Origin of the sequence: Massilia sp. MP_M2 (assembly GCF_039123635.1) — a bacterium.
GTDB lineage: Bacteria > Pseudomonadota > Gammaproteobacteria > Burkholderiales > Burkholderiaceae_D > Telluria.
Genome location: NZ_JBCHJF010000003.1, coordinates 513,462 through 532,763 on the forward strand (window position 1 = coordinate 513,462; position 19,302 = coordinate 532,763).

Annotated in this window: 17 protein-coding genes and 1 pseudogene; 6 read left to right on the plus strand and 12 right to left on the minus strand. The window is 63.1% G+C overall.

Annotated elements, in window-relative coordinates:
* Nucleotides 1-12 precede the first annotated feature (12 nt).
* Both RCH14_RS09985 and RCH14_RS09990 read right to left on the minus strand, forming a co-directional pair.
* The gene (locus RCH14_RS09985) at nt 13-1,356 is read right to left on the minus strand and encodes a GH1 family beta-glucosidase (protein ID WP_343025967.1); all 1,344 of its coding nucleotides are present in this window, start codon (nt 1,354-1,356) and stop codon (nt 13-15) included.
* An 88-nt stretch (nt 1,357-1,444) separates the two neighbouring features.
* Nucleotides 1,445-3,868: a TonB-dependent receptor domain-containing protein gene (locus RCH14_RS09990; RefSeq protein WP_343025968.1), complete on the minus strand. Its 2,424-nt coding sequence runs from the start codon at nt 3,866-3,868 to the stop codon at nt 1,445-1,447.
* A gap of 272 nt (nt 3,869-4,140) precedes the next feature.
* Here RCH14_RS09990 and RCH14_RS09995 point away from each other — a divergent pair, with 272 nt between their 5' ends.
* The 3 genes from RCH14_RS09995 (at nt 4,141) to RCH14_RS10005 (ending at nt 7,725) form a co-directional block, all read left to right on the plus strand.
* Nucleotides 4,141-5,151, plus strand: coding sequence for a LacI family DNA-binding transcriptional regulator (locus RCH14_RS09995; RefSeq protein ID WP_343025969.1), 1,011 nt, complete (start codon nt 4,141-4,143; stop codon nt 5,149-5,151).
* Nucleotides 5,152-5,368: 217 nt separating this feature from the next.
* Nucleotides 5,369-5,794, plus strand: a complete 426-nt coding sequence (locus RCH14_RS10000; RefSeq protein WP_343025970.1) for an organic hydroperoxide resistance protein — start codon at nt 5,369-5,371, stop codon at nt 5,792-5,794.
* Nucleotides 5,795-6,564: 770 nt separating this feature from the next.
* Nucleotides 6,565-7,725, plus strand: coding sequence for an MFS transporter (locus RCH14_RS10005; RefSeq protein WP_343025971.1), 1,161 nt, complete (start codon nt 6,565-6,567; stop codon nt 7,723-7,725).
* Between the two features lie 90 nt (nt 7,726-7,815).
* Here RCH14_RS10005 and RCH14_RS10010 read toward each other — a convergent pair whose 3' ends face one another.
* Complete coding sequence (locus RCH14_RS10010) at nt 7,816-8,640, minus strand: AraC family transcriptional regulator (RefSeq protein WP_343025972.1); 825 nt, start codon at nt 8,638-8,640, stop codon at nt 7,816-7,818.
* Between the two features lie 398 nt (nt 8,641-9,038).
* Between RCH14_RS10010 and nudC the strand changes: the two genes are divergently transcribed.
* The gene (gene nudC / locus RCH14_RS10015) at nt 9,039-9,860 is read left to right on the plus strand and encodes an NAD(+) diphosphatase (protein WP_343025973.1); all 822 of its coding nucleotides are present in this window, start codon (nt 9,039-9,041) and stop codon (nt 9,858-9,860) included.
* Nucleotides 9,861-9,874: 14 nt separating this feature from the next.
* Here the strand turns inward: nudC and RCH14_RS10020 are convergent, their stop codons facing one another.
* Nucleotides 9,875-10,795, minus strand: a complete 921-nt coding sequence (locus RCH14_RS10020; protein WP_343025974.1) for a hypothetical protein — start codon at nt 10,793-10,795, stop codon at nt 9,875-9,877.
* Between the two features lie 143 nt (nt 10,796-10,938).
* Between RCH14_RS10020 and folE the strand changes: the two genes are divergently transcribed.
* On the plus strand, nt 10,939-11,505 hold the full coding sequence (gene folE / locus RCH14_RS10025) for a GTP cyclohydrolase I FolE (RefSeq protein ID WP_343025975.1): 567 nt from the start codon (nt 10,939-10,941) through the stop codon (nt 11,503-11,505).
* Between the two features lie 87 nt (nt 11,506-11,592).
* A pseudogene (locus RCH14_RS10030) lies at nt 11,593-11,868 on the plus strand (transposase); the annotation flags it as partial.
* A gap of 51 nt (nt 11,869-11,919) precedes the next feature.
* On the opposite strand, the gene RCH14_RS10035 reads toward RCH14_RS10030, so the two are convergent.
* The 8 genes from RCH14_RS10035 to RCH14_RS10070 all read right to left on the minus strand — a co-directional run bounded on the left by RCH14_RS10035 (nt 11,920) and on the right by RCH14_RS10070 (nt 19,174).
* Nucleotides 11,920-12,336 carry a hypothetical protein gene (locus RCH14_RS10035; RefSeq protein ID WP_343025976.1) on the minus strand — a complete coding sequence of 139 codons (417 nt, stop codon included), beginning with the start codon at nt 12,334-12,336 and terminating at the stop codon, nt 11,920-11,922.
* Between the two features lie 84 nt (nt 12,337-12,420).
* A complete protein-coding gene (locus RCH14_RS10040; protein ID WP_343025977.1) occupies nt 12,421-13,047 on the minus strand; it encodes an HAD hydrolase-like protein in 627 nt (208 codons plus the stop codon).
* Nucleotides 13,048-13,111: 64 nt separating this feature from the next.
* Nucleotides 13,112-14,026: an AraC family transcriptional regulator gene (locus tag RCH14_RS10045; RefSeq protein WP_343025978.1), complete on the minus strand. Its 915-nt coding sequence runs from the start codon at nt 14,024-14,026 to the stop codon at nt 13,112-13,114.
* A gap of 98 nt (nt 14,027-14,124) precedes the next feature.
* A complete protein-coding gene (locus tag RCH14_RS10050) occupies nt 14,125-14,622 on the minus strand; it encodes an MSHA biogenesis protein MshP (protein ID WP_343025979.1) in 498 nt (165 codons plus the stop codon).
* Nucleotides 14,619-15,464 carry a prepilin-type N-terminal cleavage/methylation domain-containing protein gene (locus RCH14_RS10055; RefSeq protein ID WP_343025980.1) on the minus strand — a complete coding sequence of 282 codons (846 nt, stop codon included), beginning with the start codon at nt 15,462-15,464 and terminating at the stop codon, nt 14,619-14,621. The genes RCH14_RS10050 and RCH14_RS10055 overlap by 4 nt, the downstream gene beginning before the upstream one ends.
* Nucleotides 15,461-15,916 (minus strand): prepilin-type N-terminal cleavage/methylation domain-containing protein, encoded by a 456-nt coding sequence (locus RCH14_RS10060; protein ID WP_343025981.1) that lies wholly within the window; start codon nt 15,914-15,916, stop codon nt 15,461-15,463. The genes RCH14_RS10055 and RCH14_RS10060 overlap by 4 nt, the downstream gene beginning before the upstream one ends.
* Nucleotides 15,906-16,397 (minus strand): GspH/FimT family pseudopilin, encoded by a 492-nt coding sequence (locus tag RCH14_RS10065; RefSeq protein WP_343025982.1) that lies wholly within the window; start codon nt 16,395-16,397, stop codon nt 15,906-15,908. Before RCH14_RS10065 ends, RCH14_RS10060 begins: the two co-directional genes overlap by 11 nt.
* A complete protein-coding gene (locus tag RCH14_RS10070; protein WP_343025983.1) occupies nt 16,394-19,174 on the minus strand; it encodes a polymer-forming cytoskeletal protein in 2,781 nt (926 codons plus the stop codon). Before RCH14_RS10070 ends, RCH14_RS10065 begins: the two co-directional genes overlap by 4 nt.
* Between the last annotated feature and the right edge of the window lie 128 nt (nt 19,175-19,302).

The window sequence follows — 19,302 nt, forward strand, 5'->3', positions numbered from 1 at the left end:
CGATCCTGTTGATCAAGCCTTGAGGCGGCTGGCGATGAATTCGCGGTACCACAGTGCGCTGTCCTTCAGCGTGCGTTCTTGGCTTGCATAGTCCACGTGCACGATGCCGAAGCGCTTGGCGTAGCCCGAATTCCACTCGAAGTTGTCGAGCAGGCTCCAGAGGAAGTAGCCGCGCACGTCGACGCCCGCATCCATCGCATCCTTGAGCGCGGCCAGGTGGCTGCGCACGTAGGCGATGCGCGCGGCATCGTGCACGCGGCCGTTTTCCAGCACGTCCGGATTGGCCATGCCGTTTTCGGTAATGTACACCGGCGGCAGGTCGGGATACTCGGCTTTCAGTTTGAGCAGCAGTTCGGACAGGCCGTCGGGGAAGATTTCCCAGCCCATGTCGGTCACGCCGTGGCGCGCCGGCGCCGGTACGGGCGGTGTGCTGGCGCTGCACCACGAGCGGAAGTAATAGTTCGAGCCGAGGAAGTCGATCTTCTGGTGGATGATGGCCAGGTCGCCGTCGGCGACGACGGGGGCGTTTTCGCCATGGCCGCGCAGCGCCAGTTCCGGGTAGCGGCCCTTGAAGATCGGGTCCATGAACCACTGCACCGAGCGCGCGTATTCGAATTGCGCCATGTCGCGGTCGGCCTGCGCATCGGTGGCCGCATCGGCCGTCCACTGGTTCAGCACGATGCCCAGCTGCGCGCTGCTGCCAACGGCGCGCATTGCGCTCATGGCCAGGCCGTGCGACAGCAGCAGGTGGTGCGAGACCTGGATCGATTGCTTCAGATCGGCCACGCCGGGCGCGAACTGCGCATTGCCGTAACCCAGGTTGGCCGTGCACCACGGCTCGTTATGGGTGGCGATCGCCTCCAACCGGTTGCCGAAGCGGCGCGCGATTTCGCGCGCATAGTCGGCGAAGCGGTAGGCGGTCTCGCGATTGAGCCAGCCGCCGTCGTCCTGCAGGCCTTGCGGCAGGTCCCAGTGGTACAGGGTCGCGTGTGCGCGGATGCCTTTGCTTTCAAGTTCGGTCAGCAGGCGATCGTAGAAATCGAAGCCCGCTTCGTTCCAGGCGCCCTTGCCATCCGGCTGCACGCGCGCCCAGGCGAACGAGAAGCGGTAGGCGTCCACGCCGATCGAGGCCATGATGCCGACGTCTTCCTGGTAGCGGTGATAGTGGTCGCAGGAGATGACGCCGTCGCTGCCGTCCTTGATATTGTTCTGGTCCAGGCAGAAGGTGTCCCAGATCGACGGCCCCTTGCCATCGACGGCGGCGGCGCCCTCGATCTGGAAGGAACTGGTGGCCACGCCCCAGGTGAAGTCGGAAGGAAAGTTGTTGCGGAAGTCGAAGTCGGGGCTGTTGGTCATGGAACTCTCGGATCGCTGCGAAGGACGGATTCAGGTCAAACAAAAAAAGCAGCGCGCCCGACGGGGCGCGCTTGCCATGCTTCAGCTTTTAGAAATCAAAGCCGGTATTCACGCCAATCGTACGTGGTGGCTTGTACTGCGCCAGCCATGGGCCGAAGCCGTTGAAGGCGCTGGTCTTGATCTTCTTGTCGCCGACGTTACGCACGAAGGCATCGACCCACCATTTGTCCTTGGCGTAGCGCAGGCCGAGGTCGGCGCTGGCGTAGGCTTTCTGGCGGTCTTCCGGACCCAGGTCGAACACGCTCAGGCTGACTTCATCCTCGTAGCGCGCCGTGATGCGCGGCACCAGGGTGGCGCCATCGGCCAGGCGGAACGTGTGCTGGTACTGGACCGTGGTCGAGAACTTCGGTGCGTGCGGCAGCTTGTTGCCAGTCACGTCCAGGCAGGTCTCGATGCGGGTGTCGACCGTGCACGGCGGCAGCGAATAGTCGTTCGAGCCGGCGACCAGGCGACCGAGCTTGGTGTCGAGCACGGCCAGCGCGATCGACAGGCGGCCGTCTTTCCCGATGCGGGCGGCGATCTCGGTTTCCAGACCCATGACTTCGGCGCCGTCGGCGTTTTCGATGGCCAGGCCGCGGCTGCCGTCGGCGAAGCTGACCGGCGAGTTGAACTGGAAGTCCTTGAAGTCCATGTAGAACAGCGCGTTGTTGATGCGCAGCGCGCCATCCATGAAGGTGCTCTTCGAGCCGATCTCGAAGTTGGTCAGCGTCTCTGGCTGGTAAGGCAAGCCGCGATCCTGCACGCCGCCCGCCTTGTAGCCGGTCGACACGCTCGCGTACACCATATTGCTGCGGTCGATGTCGTAGTTCACGCGCACCAGGCCGGTGGCCTTGTTGTCGCTGTAGCGGCCATCGTTCGGCACGCCGGACTGGTAGCCGTTGACCGGATCGCGCGGATCGATCTGCGGATTGAGCGGCAGTTGTGGCGCGCTGGCGTCGTACGCCCAGGTGTAGCCGCGACCGCCAATGTGGACGCGCTTGTCGTGGGTATAGCGCACGCCGCCGGTCAGGTGCCAGGCGTCAGTGATGTTCCAGGTGGCCTGGCCGAAGACGGCCGAGTTTTCCACGGTCTGGTCCGGCTGGATGAACGAACCCTGCCATGCCACGGTGCCGTCTTCGGTGCCGTTCATGCCGCCGATGTCGAAGCGGATATTGTTCTTTTCCTTGCCGTAGTAGGCGCCGACCTGCCAGTCGATGACGCGTGCGCCGACCGATTGCAGCAGCACTTCGTGGCTGTAGCTGCGGTAGTTGGAGTCGACCGTGGTGTGTTCCTGGAACTTGCCGCCCGAGATGATCGAGGTCGGAACGATCGTGCCGCCATCCTGGTCAAAGCGCATGTCGCCGCTGTACTTGGACCAGCCGGCCACGTATTGCAGCGCGAGGTCGGGGCTGATGTCCCAGCTCAGGCGGCTGCGCACATTGTCGCTGTCACGGTTGACCCATGGCGACGAGTCCGACAGGGTCGACCAGTGGTCCTGGCCCGGCCGCGGCGTCTGCATCAGGTTGGCGCTTGGGGTGCCGCGGTCGATGAATTTTTCGTAGGCGATGTTCCAGCGCAGGTTCGGTGCAAGTTGCCACAGCAGCGACAGGCGCGCTGCAGTCTGGTCCTGGGCGCTGTACTTGTCGCCGCCAGAGACGTAGTTGTTCGGATTGATCGGGCGGAAGCCGGCAGCGGCGCCGCCGGCGGCCAGGTAGGCGGCGCGCTGCTGCGCGACCGACGGGTTCGGAAATTGCTGGTAATCGACGTAGCCATCATGACGCTCGTGCACGACGGCAAAGCGCAGGGCCGCGGTTTCGGACAGCGGCACATTGACCGCGCCGCGCGTGCCAATGCGGTTGTAGTCGCCGATGCCGCCTTCAACGTAGCCCGAGCGGCTGTTCAGTTCTGGCTTGACGGTCTGGATATTGACGGCGCCGACGGTGGAGTTGCGGCCCCACAGCGTGCCTTGCGGGCCGCGCAGTACTTCGATGCCTTCGACGTCGAACAGCAGGGCGGTGGCGCCCTCGGCGCGCGGCGAATAGACGTTGTCGACGAACGACGCGACTTCAGGATCGGCGTATTCGGTCTTGGCGCTGTCGTTGCCGATGCCACGCAGCGTCATCGTGGTCACGCCATGGTCACCCTGGGCCGTGGCCTGGAAGCCCGGGACCAGCGCAACCACGTCGAGCAGCGTCTGCACATGGTTGTCGGCCAGCGTGGCGGCGGTCAGCGCGGTGACCGCGATCGGGGTGCGTTGCAGCGAGGTCGAGCGCTTGGTGGCGGTCACGACCACTTCGGCGATGCGGCCGTTGTCGACCACGGCTGCCGGGGTAGCGGCGGCAGGCGAGGCCGGATCGGCAGCCGATTGTGCGTGGGCCGTGCCGATGCTGGCGAGCAACGTCAGGATGGCCAGGCGGATAGGGGCGGACGAGGGCGTCCGGACCCCTGCCAGTTGGGGCGTCATGGTTGTCATGCTTGTCTCCGATATAGTTTTATGGATGCTGCGTGCTAACGTAAGGATTGATAAGAAATCGGTTTCATCAATCTTGAAAACGGTTTCATAGTAATTTCACCGGTAAAAAAATGTCAATTGCTATTTATGATAGGGAGTATTGGGTTTGTTGCAGGTCAACGACGGATTGTTTATGAAAGCGTTTCATAAGCATGGTTCAGCCGCCGTTTTAGGTGAAAGCTGCGTGATATACTTCAAGCAACAAAATGCCCCGGACCTGTCCAGAACGCTTCATGAAAAACATCGATAGCGGTATCACCACGCTGTACCAGGTCGCCAGCAGGGCAGGCGTCTCGCCGGCCACCGTTTCGCGTTTCCTGAACGGCACCGCCAAGGTGTCGGACGACAAGCGGCGCACGATCGAACGCGTCATCGATGAGCTCAACTACAAGCCCAACCGCCTCGCGCAAAGCCTCAAGATGGGCAGCACCAACACCATCGGCGTGCTGACCCAGTCGCTCGAGAGCGGTTACTTCAACCGCGCCATGGTGGGCATCGAAGATGCCGTCAAGGCATCCGGCTATGCGCTCTTGATCATGAGTGGCCACTGGCATGCCGATGAAGAAGCCGAGCGGGTCGAGCTGTTGATCGGGCGCCGCGTCGATGGCGTGGCGATCCTGACCGGCAATATGAGCGACAAGCAAATCCTCGACTTTTCGCGCCGCGTGCCGATCGTGGCGTTCGGACGCGAGGTGCAGGGCGAGCGCACGCAGGCGTTTTGCCTCGATAACTACGGCGGCGCTTGCGAAGCCGTGGAATACCTGATCAGCCAGGGTCACCGTCGCATTGCCCATATCGCCGGCCCGCCCGATCACCGCGATGCGCGCGAGCGCCTGGCGGGCTACAACGACACGCTGGCCAAGCACGGCATCGCGGGCGACGCGAGGCTGGTCGTGACGGGGGACTTCAGCGAGTCCAGCGGCCTGCTGGCGCTCAACAGTCTGCTGGTGGCCAATGTCCGCTTCAGCGCAATCTTTGCGGCCAACGACTTGACGGCCTATGGCGCGCGCCTTGCGCTGTATCGCCGCAATATCCGGGTGCCCGAAGACATCTCGCTGGTCGGGTTCGACGATCTGGAGAGCTCGATGTACACGACGCCGCCACTGACCACCGTGCGCCAGCCGCTGTATGAAGTCGGGACCGGCATCGGGCGGCGCATGCTGGCCATGCTGGGGCATCAGCAACCGGCAGCCGATGTGCCTGGCCTGAGTCTGGTAGTGCGGGAGTCGGTGCGGTTGGTGTAGTCGCAGTGTTGTCGGCATGCCCGCGCAATGCCTGCAATAAAAATAGCTTGCGATTAAGTAGCGAGCTATGTAACATGCTGTTCATGGCAGCGCCGAACGTGTCCCACAAGGGGTAAGCGGGTCGGCGGGCCAAGGTGGCAAATCATTCAAATAGCGCGCTATTTAATAGTGCTAAATATACCGGCGGACATCCGTCACCCTTTCAAGGAGTCTTACCATGGCAATCGAAAACGTTCTCTACCGCGCCAACGCCACCGCAACGGGTGGCCGCGAAGGCCGCGCCGTGTCGTCGGACAGCGCACTGGATGTGAAGCTGACCACCCCGAAAGAACTCGGCGGCAACGGTCTGGCTGGCACGAACCCTGAGCAGCTCTTCGCTGCCGGTTATTCGGCCTGCTTCCTGGGCGCGATGAAATTCGTCGCCAACCGCGACAAGCTGAGGATTTCGCCGGACGTCGCGGTGGAAGGCACGGTCGGCATCGGCCCGATCCCGACCGGTTTCGGCATCGAAGTCCTGCTCAAGATCAGCCTGCCAGGCGTGCCGGCCGATGAAGCGCAAACGCTGATCGACCGCGCGCACATCGTGTGCCCGTATTCGAACGCGACCCGCGGCAACATCGACGTGACGCTGCAACTGGTCTAAGACACGCTGCCTGAGAAACCAGGACCGTGCCGATCAAAAGCGAGGGTCAGGTCTGACATTTGGACACGATCTCGACAGTCGGATAGTCGGAACTAGCTGGCACCGGGCCATGCTCATGCTGGGCCAGGCACTAGTGGAAGTGGTTAAGGCTGAGGTCGTGTCTGAATGTCAGACCTGACCCCGGCTGTGCCAACTGTGGTGAATCAGGATCGTGCCGATGACCAAAAGGGCTGCCTCAGGGCAGCCCTTTTTCGTGTGGCTGCACTAAAAACCGGTGCCGTTTTTCAGTCAAAATTTAACAATTGAGGCGGGCTTCGGTTGATGGTCTGGTCTCGCCACATTAATTTCCTGAGCGAAATTTTTTCTACGAAATCTTCTTCCCTTGTCAGGTAGTCGGGCTACCTTGTCGGCATCCGAATCTGCTCTATTTTAGTGCGCTGCAGCAAATGGCCGTTTGCGAATAGTAATCAGCTCGGCAGTGCAACAGACGCAATAAATCGTTATATTTTCGTTGATTTAAAGGATTTTCGTACGCCTATTGATGAGTAATCGCTACGTGGCGATATGCGGGAGTTAATATTTTGTGATTTATGTGTGAACGCAATACAACGGTTACACATATTTTTTCGTTCAGAAAACCATAGCGAAAAAAGGTGTTTAGAATTGCGCTCCATCAGATGCCTGAAGTAAATATTTCACGCGCGGCTGGCCTCTGAAGAGCAATTTGGCAATCCTTTGACACCTCAATAATTTAACAATTTACCGCTTTCATGCACACCCCTGTTTCCGCGTCGCGCCGTTCGTCGTTTGTCCTTGCTCACGCCCAGCAATATTCCCTGCCACTCGTCTTCGCACTGTTCGGCCTGATCATGGGGTCGTGGGCTGGCCGTATCCCCGCGCTGGCCGCCGGCGTCAATGTGTCGCATGCTGCATTGTCGATGGTGCTGGTCTGTGGTGGGGTGGGCGCCGTGCTGTCGTATCCGGTGTCATCGTTCATGATGGGCCGCTTCGGCGCCCGCAAGACGATCCTGCTCGCTGGCCTGGCGCTGCTGAGCGTGCTGGTGTCGATCGGCATGGCGCCGACCGTGCCACGCCTGATGATGTCGGTGCTGATGCTGGGCGTGACCGCCAGCATCTTCGATGTGGCAATGAATTCGGCCGCAGCGCGCCGCGAAAAACTCAGTGGCAAGTCGGAAATGTCGCGTCTGCACGGCCTGTGCTGCGCCGGCGGCCTGGTCGGCGCCACGCTGGGCAGCCTGATGGCCAGCCTCAAGATTGCACCAGCCACCCACTTCCTGATGCTGGCCGGTCCGCTGGCCGTGGTGTTGTGGATGGCCTATAGCGCGCTGGAAGTGGATGAAGTCGGCGTCCAGGTCGAAAAGAAATCGTTTGCCCTGCCACGCGGTCCGCTCGTGCTGCTGGGCCTGCTGGGCTTCTTCGGTTCGATGGCCGAAGGCAGCATCGCTGACTGGAGCGGCATGTTCCTCAAAGAACACTTTGGTGCATCGGATGGCCTTGCGCCGCTGTCGCTGTCAGCCTTCTCGGTGATGATGCTGATCTCGCGCATGTTCGGCGACAAACTGAAAGAGCGCCATGGCGCCAAGCGCCTGGTGAGCACCGGCGCCATGGTTGCGGCCGCCGGCCTGTTCTTCGCGGTGCTGGCCCCGAACGCCTATGTGGCGCTGATCGGTTTTGCTGTCGCGGGTGTCGGCCTGGCGCTGGTGTTTCCGTTCGTGTTCAGCGCGGCCGGCGCGCAAGGCCCGGCGGCCCTGGCCGCAGTGGCCAGCATGGCTTACAGCGGCAGCCTGATGGGGCCGCCAGCCATCGGCGCCGTTGCCCACTTTATTGGCATGCAGGCAGCCATTGCCTATATCGGCGCCCTGTCGATTGTCATCGCGATGGTGGCGTGCCGTACCCGCATGCTGAAGTGATGGATGTGCGGCCCTGAATGGCCGCCTGCCTGAGCTGCAAACATCAATGCAGACGTCGCCGCAAGGCCCGTCTGCATTGTCGTTTCTGACTCACACCGTTGCTTGCTTGAGCCACTCGCGCGGGGACGCGCCCATCATGGTCGTGAAGGCGCGCGTGAACGTGGACGGGCTGGTATAGCCGGCGCGGCTGCTGACCTGCTTGACCGGCATGCCCTGGCGTAGCAGGCGGCTGCCGACGCCCATGCGCCAGCGCGTCAGGTATTCGCCCGGCGGCATGCCCATCACGTCGCGGAAGCGTTCGGTGAACGCGGCGCGTGACATGCAGGCCACCTTGGCCAGCGATTGCAGGCTCCATGGCTCGTGCGGGCGCTCATGGATGGCGGTCAGTGCCAGCGACAACTGGCGATCCGACAGGCCGGCCAGCAGGCCCAGCGACAAGCGCCCGCTGTCGAATTCGCGCCGGATCACCTGAATCAGCAAGACATCGCACAGGCGATCCAGGATCACGTCGCGGCCCGGCTCGGCCTGGCTGGCTTCGCTGAACAGCAGGTCGAGCGTCGAGCGCAGTCCGGCAATTTCGCTCAGCAGCATGACGAGGCAATTGGGCAGCACGCGAGACAGCGGATTGCTCATCTCGTCCTGAAACTGGATATGAGCGCACAGCAGGTTGGCAGTGTGACCGGGATGCACCTGCATACGGTGGCTGGTGCCGCGCGGATAAAACAGCAGCGACGGTTCGGTTACCGTGATGACCTCGCCATCTTCATGGATGAAATCGACTGGTCCTTCGCGCACCACGTGCAGCTGGCCAGAGACACCGTTTTCGGTGAATTGATTGGTATCGCAAAACGCGCCATTGTAGAAAAGACGGGCATTGAATGAATGGCGACCGACCAGCGATGACAGTTTGTCCATGACAGTACGAATTAGGTAGATAGCTACCTATTCTGGACGAAAAGCGATGTTTCTGTCTGGAAATTGGTTGGTTTTCGTCCAGAAAACAACGCTTTCCAGATACTGGTCTCACGTCGATTTTCTCTAAGAAATTAATGACTTAGAGAATAGCCAAGTGCCCAAGAGACGGTACCAAGCGTGAGAATCTGCAACATGATCTGACGACACATCTTCGACCCCAATCTCGACGGACGCCATCGGTTCAAGACTGGTTCACGACGAGGCGCCTTCTTGTACGGGCAACGCCGCTTCATGGTGGCGCGTAGGGCTGTCCGGAGGGGGAAAGGCGGGCAGTCGCACCGAATCCCGAATGATGAAAGGCGGTATCATTTGACGATCTCATTGACCGTCCATTCACCATGCTGCATACGCCTGCTTCCTTCACCCCACTGTTTGCGCCGCACCCCGATGCCGCCCCATTGAACTTCCTGTTTCACAAGGGACAATTGCTGGTGCGTGAAGACGGGCCAGCGCTGCCCGATGCCGCCGTCCTCGAACAGATCGGCGTCCTGCGCGAATATCTTCAGCCGCTCGGCCTGCTCGATGGCCGGTATTGCCAGACCGGCTGGCTCGATGCCGAACCAGCACTACCGGCCGGCTATGTCTGGCGTGGCTTGCGCGCGCTGTTTGGCGTGATGGACGAGTCCCTGGTGGGCCTGGCCGGCCGCGCCGCCCAGGTCGCGGAATGGGCGCGCACCCACCGCTTCTGCGGCGTGTGCGGCAGCGGCACGGTGCTGGCCACCGGCGAGCGCTGCTTCAAGTGTACCCAGTGCGGCCACATGGCCTATCCGCGCATTTCGCCGGCCATGATGGTGTTGATTCGCAAGGGCGACCATGTGCTGCTGGCCAAGCACGTGCTGCATGCAACGCAGCGCTTCGTGCCACTGGCAGGCTTTCTGGAAGCGGGCGAGTCGATCGAAGAATGCATCACGCGCGAAGTGTTCGAAGAAGTCGGGCTGCGCGTGCACAACCCGCGCTATTTCGCCAGCCAGTCGTGGCCGTTCCCGCATTCGCTGATGCTGGCCTTCACAGCCGATTATCTCGACGGCGAGATCCGCGTGGACACGGCCGAAATCGCCGAGGCGCGCTGGTTCGGCCCGGATGACGAGTGGCCGGAACGGGTGCCGCAGATGTCGATCTCGAGCGTGCTGATCGACGCGCACCGGCCGCCCGGCACCTGACGCCTGGCGCGGCGCTACGGCGCCACCGGCACGCGGGCAGGGGCGGCACCGATTGCAAGGTCGGATTCCGGCGCCACGGGCACTGCCGGACCGGCGTGGTGCGCCATGGCGTGCCCGACCAGCACCGGGGCCGGCTTGGCGCCGGTGCTGCGCAGGTTGATCGTGTTCTGCAGGATGTCGAACCAGAACGGCGCGCCGAACAGCGTCGTGCTGGCAGTGATCAGCCAGCCGGCGACCTGCAGCGCAAATGCGGCGTCCAGCACCGGCGGAAAGCTGCCCCAGCCAATCGGCAGCGTCGCCAGCTCGTTCACTAGGTTCGCATCGAGCGCGGCAGGTACGGCGCCGATGCCGGCGGCCAGGGCCGGATGCCGCCACAGCGTCTGGAACAGGTGGATGCTGTCGATATTGAGCAGGATGGCCAGCAGCAGCGCCAGCAGGAACGAGACCAGCAGCTGGCGCCGCTTGTAGGCGCCCGACAGGCGTGCCATCGTGCTGTCGAACCAGCCACCCAGCGCCGCCTGGAAGCGCTGCACGTCGCCGCCGCTTTGCACGTACAGCGTGCTTAGCGTGCGCCGCAATTGCGGATCGGGCACGGCGGCGATGGCATTGTCGAGCGCTGCGCTGCCCCCGCGGATGGCGTCGATCAGGGCAAGCGCGAAGTTGGCCGGTTCGATGTAGGATGGAGCGGGTTGGCGCGGGGCATGCGGGTCGGTGAGGTCGCCATGCGTGCCGATCAAAAGGTGCGCGTAGACCGCCCGCGCCGTGCCGGTGAACTGCGGGTCGCGCAGCATGCGCTGGATGCAGTCGCGCAGCATGCCGGCGCGCAGGCCGAACGCAGCCGACAATGCCTCCTGCAAGGTGGTGACCGTCAGCGCCAGGGAGCCGTAGCAGAATGCCATGCCGATGACGACTTCCATGACCGTGCTGCCGAACATGACGCTCTCCCCGAATGATGACTGTGCTCAACGTTATGAGATATGTCGGATGCAGGGGATGATCTAACGCAAGAATAGGGCAGCTCCGACCGGGTACAGACGTTTTCTATATACTGGCGGCAATCATTATTTTAGGGTGCACCATGTCTGACAAAGAAGCTTTTACCGAACACGACTGGCGTCGTCTGCTGATAACGCTGGGCGAAAATCCAGACCGTCCCGGCCTGATCGAAACGCCTGCGCGCGTGACCAAGGCCTGGAAGCACTGGACGTCGGGCTACGAGCAGAGCCCGGTGGAAGTGCTCAAGGTATTCGAAGATGGTGCCGAAGAATACAACGAGCTGATCGTCGTGCGTGGCATTCCCGTCTACAGCCATTGCGAGCACCACCTGGCGCCGTTCTTCGGCAAGGCCACTGTCGGCTACCTGCCGAACGGCAAAATCGTCGGCCTGTCGAAGCTGACCCGCCTGGTCGATATCTTTTCCAAGCGCCTGCAGGTGCAGGAACGCATGACAATGCAGATTGCCAATGCGCTGATGGAAGTGCTGGAACCCAAAGCGGTCGGCGTGGTCATCAAGTGCCGTCACCTGTGCATGGAAAGCCGTGGCATCCGCGCCATCGGCGAAGAAACCATCACGTCGACCCTGCTGGGCGAGCTGCAACCAAACCTGGCGCTGCGCACCGAGTTCCTGGCAATGGCGCGAGACTAGTAAGGTTCAATTAATTTGGGTAGACTGTAAATACAGCAAGGGAACCTGTTCCAGATCCGGGCCTCCAAGCTGTTTTGGAGGTCACCCATGGACCGAACTGTCTACCCCAGCGATATCCCCCGCGAACACTTCGAGGGCGTGCGCGCCATGCTTGAAGCGGCGCGCCGCAAGACGCGACCGCGCAAGCACGATTTGTACGACGTGTTTTGCGCAGTGTTGTATTTTTTGCACACCGGCGCCACCTGGCGCGCCATGCCGCCTGATTTTCCGCCCTGGCGCACGGTGCACGAGTATTTCACGCAGTGGACCATGCAACGCGAGAACGGCCAGTCGCTGCTCGAAAGCGTGCTCGAAAAATCAGGTCGTGACATCGAGCTTGCCCGATTGCGCACGCTGATCCAGCGCTACTGAGCATTATTCGCTGGCGGCTTCCGGCTTTTCGAAGTTGAGCTTGTTGTCGCTGTCCAGCGTGAAGATGCCCAGCGGCAGGCCGGTGACCGCATCCGCATCGGGCGCCTTCAGCTCACTGCACGTGGTGGTGTCGATCTGCCATGCCTGGTCATCCGCGCGCAGCGTGTAGACGTTGTTGCCGTTGCCGAACAGTTCAACCTGCAGGTCGGCCAGCCACACCGAGCCCAGCTCGTACTGGCGCTGGCAATCCGGCAGGCGCGACATGACGACGCGCAGCGTGGCTTCCTTCGTCCAGAAATTGTCCTTCTCCACCTTCAGCGTGATCGCATGATCGGTATTCAGGTCGATCACGTACGTCGACGTCTCGATGAAGCAGCCGCTCAGCAGCAGCGGAGCCAGGAAGATGAGTGGAAGGCGCATGGGCAAGTCCGTTGTTCATTGATGCAGTTGCTGCCGAGTATAGCAACTGGCCTATGCGCGTGGGCAATTGCGTGGCGGGCACACCTACGCTGCAAGCGACAGCAGATCCGCCGGCGTCCCAAACTCGCGCTCCGGCGCCACCCGGCGCAGCGCTTCAATCGACGCATAGCCCCAGCCGACCGCCCCGAACGCAATCCCGGCCCGGCGCGCGGCGTCGCCATCGGTGGTCTGGTCGCCGACATACAGTGCCTGGATCGCCGGCACCGTGGCACGGCGCACGACCTTGCGGATGCGCGCCGCCTTGCCGAAGATCGACATGCCGCATTCGTACTGCCCCATCAGGCTTGCCAGTTCCGGCCCCAGTACGTCGCGCACATTGTCTTCGGCATTGGACGACACCACCGCCAGCCGCACGCCGTTGCGGTCGAGCTCGCGCAGCGTGTGGGCGATGCCGTCGAACAGCGCGATGCGGCCGGTGGCGCCGCGCATGCGGTCGATGAACGAGCGCGATGCGATCGGCAGCTTCCAGGCCGGCATGCCGACATGGCGCATGATGTCGCGCGGACCGTAGTGACGCAGCTGCTCGGCCTGCGCCGCATCGACGCGCCGGAAACCGTGTTGGTCGGCGATCTCGTTGAACACGCTCATGAAAAAGGGCCACGAGTCGGCCAGCGTGCCGTCGAAGTCGAAGATCGCCAGGCGATAGCTCATGCGCGGGTCAATGGAATAGGAGTCATGCGACGATTATAGAGACCGCAGCGCCGGCACCTCGCCGTCAGCGCATCGCCTGCACGCCGCCCGCCAGCAGCGACTGGCGCAGCCGCGTCGCATCGCGCCCCGGCGACAGGCCGAAAAAGCGTGCGTACTCGCGCGAAAACTGCGAGCTGCTCTCGTAGCCGACTGCATGGCCCGCGCTTGCGGCGTCGGTCGATCCGGCCAGCATCAGGCGCCGCGCCTCTTGCAGGCGCAGCTGCTTCTGGTACTGCAGCGGACTCATCGACGTCACGGTCTTGAAGTGCTCGTGCAGCGTCGATGAGCTCATGCCCACTTCGCCGGCCAGACGCTCCACGCTCAGTGGCCGGTTGTAGTGATTCTTGATCCAGCAGATCGCCCGCGTCACCTGCGCCATGCGGCCGTCGCCGCGCGCGCAGTAGCGCACGGTATCGGCATGCTCGCCGGTGAGCAGGCGATAGTGGAATTCCTTCAGCAGCAGCGGCGCCAGCACTGCGATGTCGTGTGGCGCATCGAGCAGGCGCACCAGGCGGTTGGCGACCTCGAGCAGTGCAGGCGTGGTCTCGCTCAGGAACAGCCCGCGCGCCGGCGGCGTGCCGCGCGCAGCCGGTCGCGCCGGCAGTTCCAGGTCGAGCGCGGCGAGCAACTGCGCGTCGAGGTCGATCCGCAGGCACAGATAGGGTTCGGCCTCGGTCGCCAGCGTCACGCAACCGGTCACCGGCAGGTCGACCGACACCACCAGGAACTTGGCCGTGTCGTAACGATAGTCAGTGTCACCCAGCGACACCAGCTTGGCGCCCTGCGCGATGATGCACACCGCCGGCGTATGCACGACACGCAGCGGTTCGGTGGTCTGGCCGCTGCCGATCAGCCACATGCCGGGGACCTGGCTTTCGTGCATGCCGTCGCCGGGAACGTGCTGCGCAATCTGGGTGGCGAGGTCGCGGATTGCTTGCATGGTCAATTTCTCGGGGTGGTGGGCAACGTGCCATTAGACCACCGGCGGGGCGTGCGATGGTCCGGGAAGATTGCACGATCCTCCGGCGCCACGCGGGATCAGGTTTCGCAGGAGCTGAATGTACCGCCCGGCTCGACGACCATGCACACGGTGGCCGTGCGCGCGCGTTCCACGTAGTCGGCGCTGGCGACGCTGCCAGCATCGGGACAGCGCGCGGTGCTGCCGTTGCAGGCGATAGCGGTGATCTGCACGATGCGCTTGGTTTGCGAGATGCTCGTCTGGCCGGATGCACGTTCGCCTTCCTGGTAGTTCGTGAACTGGCAGTTCACGCTGACGTTGAATCCGGTGTCGGTCTTGAACTGGCCCAGATCGGTCGTGCCCGACGTGGACAGGCAGCTTACGAAACCCCATTCGATGCCGGCGCGCGCGGCCAAGCCGGCCTTGGCGCCGAGCAGCGCCTGGTTCACCGTGCTTTGCTGGGTACCGGTCAGGCGCAGCAGCCCGGCTGCCATCCCGGCCACCACCACCAGCAGCACGATCGCCGCGATATAGGCGAAACCGGCTTGCCTGTGCGCGTTGGTGTGAAAACGCTTCATGGCGTGTTGTCCACGTGCGCGCCGAGCGTGAGCGGCACGGATTCGCCCTTGCCGGTCAAGGTCAGCTGGAGCTGGACGAAACCACTTTGCTGCGTGGCGCCCTGATTGGCGGTAAAGACGAAGTTGCAGGCCGTGACGCCGCTGGCGACCAGCGCCGTGCTGCCTCCCGCAGCGCAGCGCGGCGCCGGCGACAGGGACGGATAGGTAATGCGGCGCAGCGTGCCTGCGTTGATATTGCAGACATAGGCAACCGTCTGCTCGTTGCGCGGCACGACCATGAAGCGGGCGCCCGTGTAGCCGTCCGGGGCGCGCAGCCCCGGGGGGGCGAGCGCGATGCTGTAAGCAGCGATGCCAGGCGTGGTCGATACGGCAGCGCTATTCACAGTGCCGACATTGTCGCCGCCATGTACATCGTTTGGATTCTGGTTGCCGATCACGATCCTATCGCCACTAGTGGGCAGTCTGACCGGCTGTGTCAACACGTCAAACACGGTCTTCAGGCCAGGGCCGTCATCGAGAAATGCGCCTGCAGGGGTAGCCGTGCTGTAATCCTGGTCGCTGCGATAACGCCCGCCATCGCTGCTCGGCACCAGCTCAAGGCATTGATTGCCAGCGACCCGCAGCGAGTTGGGCACGGCGCGGCGCACGTCGGCCACGATCCGGCGCAGCGCCGTATCGGCCTGGCCCGTCAACGCCGCGCGCTGGCCCACCACCAGATAGGCGCGGATCGCCGGCAGCACCTGCATGGCGAAAATCCCGCCGACGATCCCGATCAGGACGATGACGACGATCAGCTCGACAAGCGAGAACCCGCGTTCGGCCCTTGGAGAAATGTGTTTCATAGTGGCTTGGTTCTCCACCCGGTCAGGACCAGGTTCTGGTTGCCGTTCCAGACGGTGACGACGATGCTCTTCACATCCGCCGTCTTCACGCCGGGCAGCGTTTGCGGCGCAGGGCCCACCGTCACCTCGACCCGGTAGCGGTCGAGGCCGGCAATGGCATTGCCGTCGACGTCGGTCACGGCCTGTTTCGCGTACTTGGTGTAATCATCGAGTTCGTCGAACTGCGCACGCAACGGCTCACGTACCTCATTGCCGGCGTAGGGCTTGAGCATCACCTCTTCCATCATGGTCTCGCCGATCGCCAGCATTTGCTGCGTGATCAGGGGATCGGTGCTGGTGATGCTGGCGCGGTTATACACGGTCACCAGTCCCGCCAGCGCGACACCGACGATGACCATGGCCACCACCAGTTCGACCAGCGTGACGCCGGCCATGCGGCGCTTATTCGACATAGCCGGTGCTCCCTTCGAATACGATCCTGCGCTGGGTCTTGCCAGCGAGTTCGATGGCGATGGTGACTTGGCCAAGCGGCGCGCCGGCGGGCGTGCCGGTGATCGTGCCATCGGGCTGGAAGTACAGGTTGGCAGGGGCGCCGGTCGTGGTGACCGTTGCATCGCTGCTGTCATAGGTGTCGTTGTCGGCGCGTTGCAACAGCGGGCCGAACGCGGTCGTACAGGGGGCGGTGGCGGCCGCAGGTGCGGTACGGATGCGCATGACCAGCGTGCGCGCGGTGGTTGCCAGGCATACGACGCGCCGATGCGACACCGCCGACGTTTGCGCATGGCGCAGCGCACTGGCCACCTGATCGCCGAAGACCAGCGCACCGGTGGTGTTCCCGCCCATCAGCTTGGGAATGCCGATCGCGGCCAGCACGCCGACCATCACCATCACCATGATCAGCTCGACCATCGTGAAGCCGCCCTGGCGCCTCAATTGAACACCTCGCGCACGTGGATGATGCGGCGGCTTTCGGCCGGGAAGATGCCGAAGGTGGCGCGCGCGGACGGATCTCCCTGTCTTGCCGCTTGCTTATCACAGGTGACGAGCGCGCGCATCCAGGCCAGACCAGCGCCTTTGCTTGCCGGCTTGGTCCCCAGGCACGACGTATCAACCGTCGTTTTGCCGAGGTTGATGGCAACCTCGATCGACCCGGGCTGGCTGCTTGTGAGTGGCAGCACGCCTGCACCTCTCGTGAGTTTGACCGGCTGTTGGATGGCAGGCGGCGTGGTACCCGTCGATGCTGTTTGCGCAAAGGCAGCCGCTGGAATCACCGTAAAGCCGTCCTGATCGTTCAGCACCCAGCTCCGGCCGCTCCAGTACTCCACCGTCACCGGCATCTCGATCGGGCTCGTACCGGTGCGGCCGAAGCGGCTCCCGATGCGCATGCGACCGGTGCGGATCCACGGGCGCGCCTGTTCCGTCCCGGGCAGGCCTGTCCCTACGGGCGCGGTGGCGGACGTGATGAACAGCGTGGTATCGGTTTGGCCATTGTCGGCGCGCAGGCGGATCTGCAGTGGCGCCTGCTGGGCGTTCGTGAAGGCATACGCGGGCTGCGGGATGGGGCCGTCCGTCAACGGCGTCACGCCGGACGAAAAGCCATTGGCTGCATACGTGCCGCCCAGGGTGCCGGGGGCGGTGGTGAAGGCCGTGCCGTTCTCCTGCAGCGCGCTGAATTTGATGGTCTGACCGGCGCCGAACCCCTTCGGATAATTTTTCGTTGGCTCGCCCTTGCGGTTGATGGCCGTGAGCCTGAGCATGATCGGCTCGCCCGCATAGTAAAAATTGGCTTCCTTGCGCGCCGCGTCGTTCAACTCGACCTGGAAGGCCCAGGGCACGAACGGGCCGACCTTCGCCGTGCACGCGCCGTTGACCAGACCGCCGGTCGTGCTGCTGGTGTCGATGGCGCTGCCAAGAAAATCATTTCGGGCGGCGACCAGGTCGAGGTAGCCCGCCTCGTTGAAATTCATCGTGGCCGTTGCCGTGCCTTGCGTGAATTCGACCGACACCGGCGGCAGGATGCCGGGCAAGCCGCCGCCGATGCAATCGGGGCCGAGCGTCGTTAGCGTCGCGTTCTTTCCCAGCACCGTGTCGGCGTTCAGGCCGGCCGCATGGAAATTCGGCGTGATGCCGAACTTGGAATTCTCGGCCACGAGTTTGACGTTGAAGTCTGCGCCGGCGCGTAGCGATGTGGGGTACTCAAACTTGAAATGGTCCGGCGCCACGATGAACTCTTTCTTGCCCGTGATCTTGTCGAGCTTTGCGTTGAGCGCGACCTTGCCGGCGTCGGGATAGGCCAGTGTCAGTTTGCCGATGCCGTTCTGGTCGAAGCTGGTCAACAGCGTTGTGGTGTCGGCCGCATTGCAGGAGAACGACTGGGTGTTCAGGCTCATCTTGAGCGTGCCCGAGGTCGGCAGCACGTAGTTGCAGCTGTACTCGACGTTCTTATCCACGCTGTTGAGTGCAGGGACGCATTCGGTGGCAGCCGCATTCGGTTTGCGGGCCTGAATTGTTGCAACGATGTCGTTGCCGGCTTTATGGTCAGGCACCGTGATCTCGAAGTTGACGTCGCCGGTGAAGTTCATGTCGCAGCTCGACGTTCTGGTCGCGCTGTTGTAGCACTGCACCGGGGCCGAGGTACCGGTCAGCGCGAGCTTGGTGGGGCCGGTCGCGATGCTCGTCACAGTGGCCGTCGTGGTGCCGGTCGAACCGATGGCGACGGGGGCGTCGCCCGGTTGCAGCGTGGCGCTGGCGCCCCCGCTAAAGTGCGGCGCGTTGCAGCCCGCGTTGGCGCAGGCGGTCACGGTCACGCGTTCGCTGGTGCAGGTACCGGCGCTGCCGTCGTGCGTGATCAACAGGTATTGCAAGGTGCTCGCCGCCGGCTTGGCCGCCTCGCAGGTCGGCCCTCTCGCGCTGTTGACGGGATTGCCGCTCTGGTTGTCCACGCAGTCGCACTCGCCGGCGCGCGTGCCTTTTTTGCAGATGATCTTCTTGGCCACGCGACCGTTCCACATCAGCGTCGCAAAGTCGACCGCTGCGTTGCCGGTGATGAGCGCGTCCGCGGCCTGCAGCGTCAATTGGCCAGTGTCGACATTGCCGTCGATCGTGCCGCCCGAACCCAGCACCAGGCTCGTGGACGCCGTGACGTCGCCCGTGATCTTTACCGGCGTGCCAATCGTGATGGTGGTGCCGGTGACGGGGCCGGTGATCGTCGTGTTCGACCCGATGGTGACCGCGCCGGTGGAGACCAGCGTACCGGTGATCTGCAAGGTCGACCCGCTACCCAGCACCAGCGACGCCGCGCTGATGTCGGCCTTGAAGGTCTGCACCTGATTGCCTGCAGTGAACGTCTTGGCAGAACTGAAGGAACCACCGGTCACATTCAGGTTGCTGGGCGGAAGATCAGCGATGCTCAGATTGCCCGTACTGGTCAGGCGGGCGGTGCCCGACATCGTCAGGCCCTGGTTGAAGCCGAACGTGAAATCGGACCGCACGCTGACGGTGTAGCCGGTGTCGATGATGATCTTGTCGTCCCAGGCGATTCCCGCACTGCTAGGGCAGGTGTAGACCTTGCCCGACAGCGAGCAGCCCGGTATCGTCGCGCCGCCGAAGCGGTACGTCGTGCCGGCCTGGGCGGCGCTGGCGGCGAGCAGCAGACCGAACAGGACCAGCGCCGTGCGCAGGATGGGCGAGAACGCGGAAGTGAAATACACAAAGAAACCTGCATCAAACGGGATGAACGAAAGTGTGCACTGGATTGCCGTGCGGCCACAATAGATTTTTCACTCAGGCAACCATTCGGTGGCTTTCGATGCGGCCAGTGCGTGCTATGGACAACGGT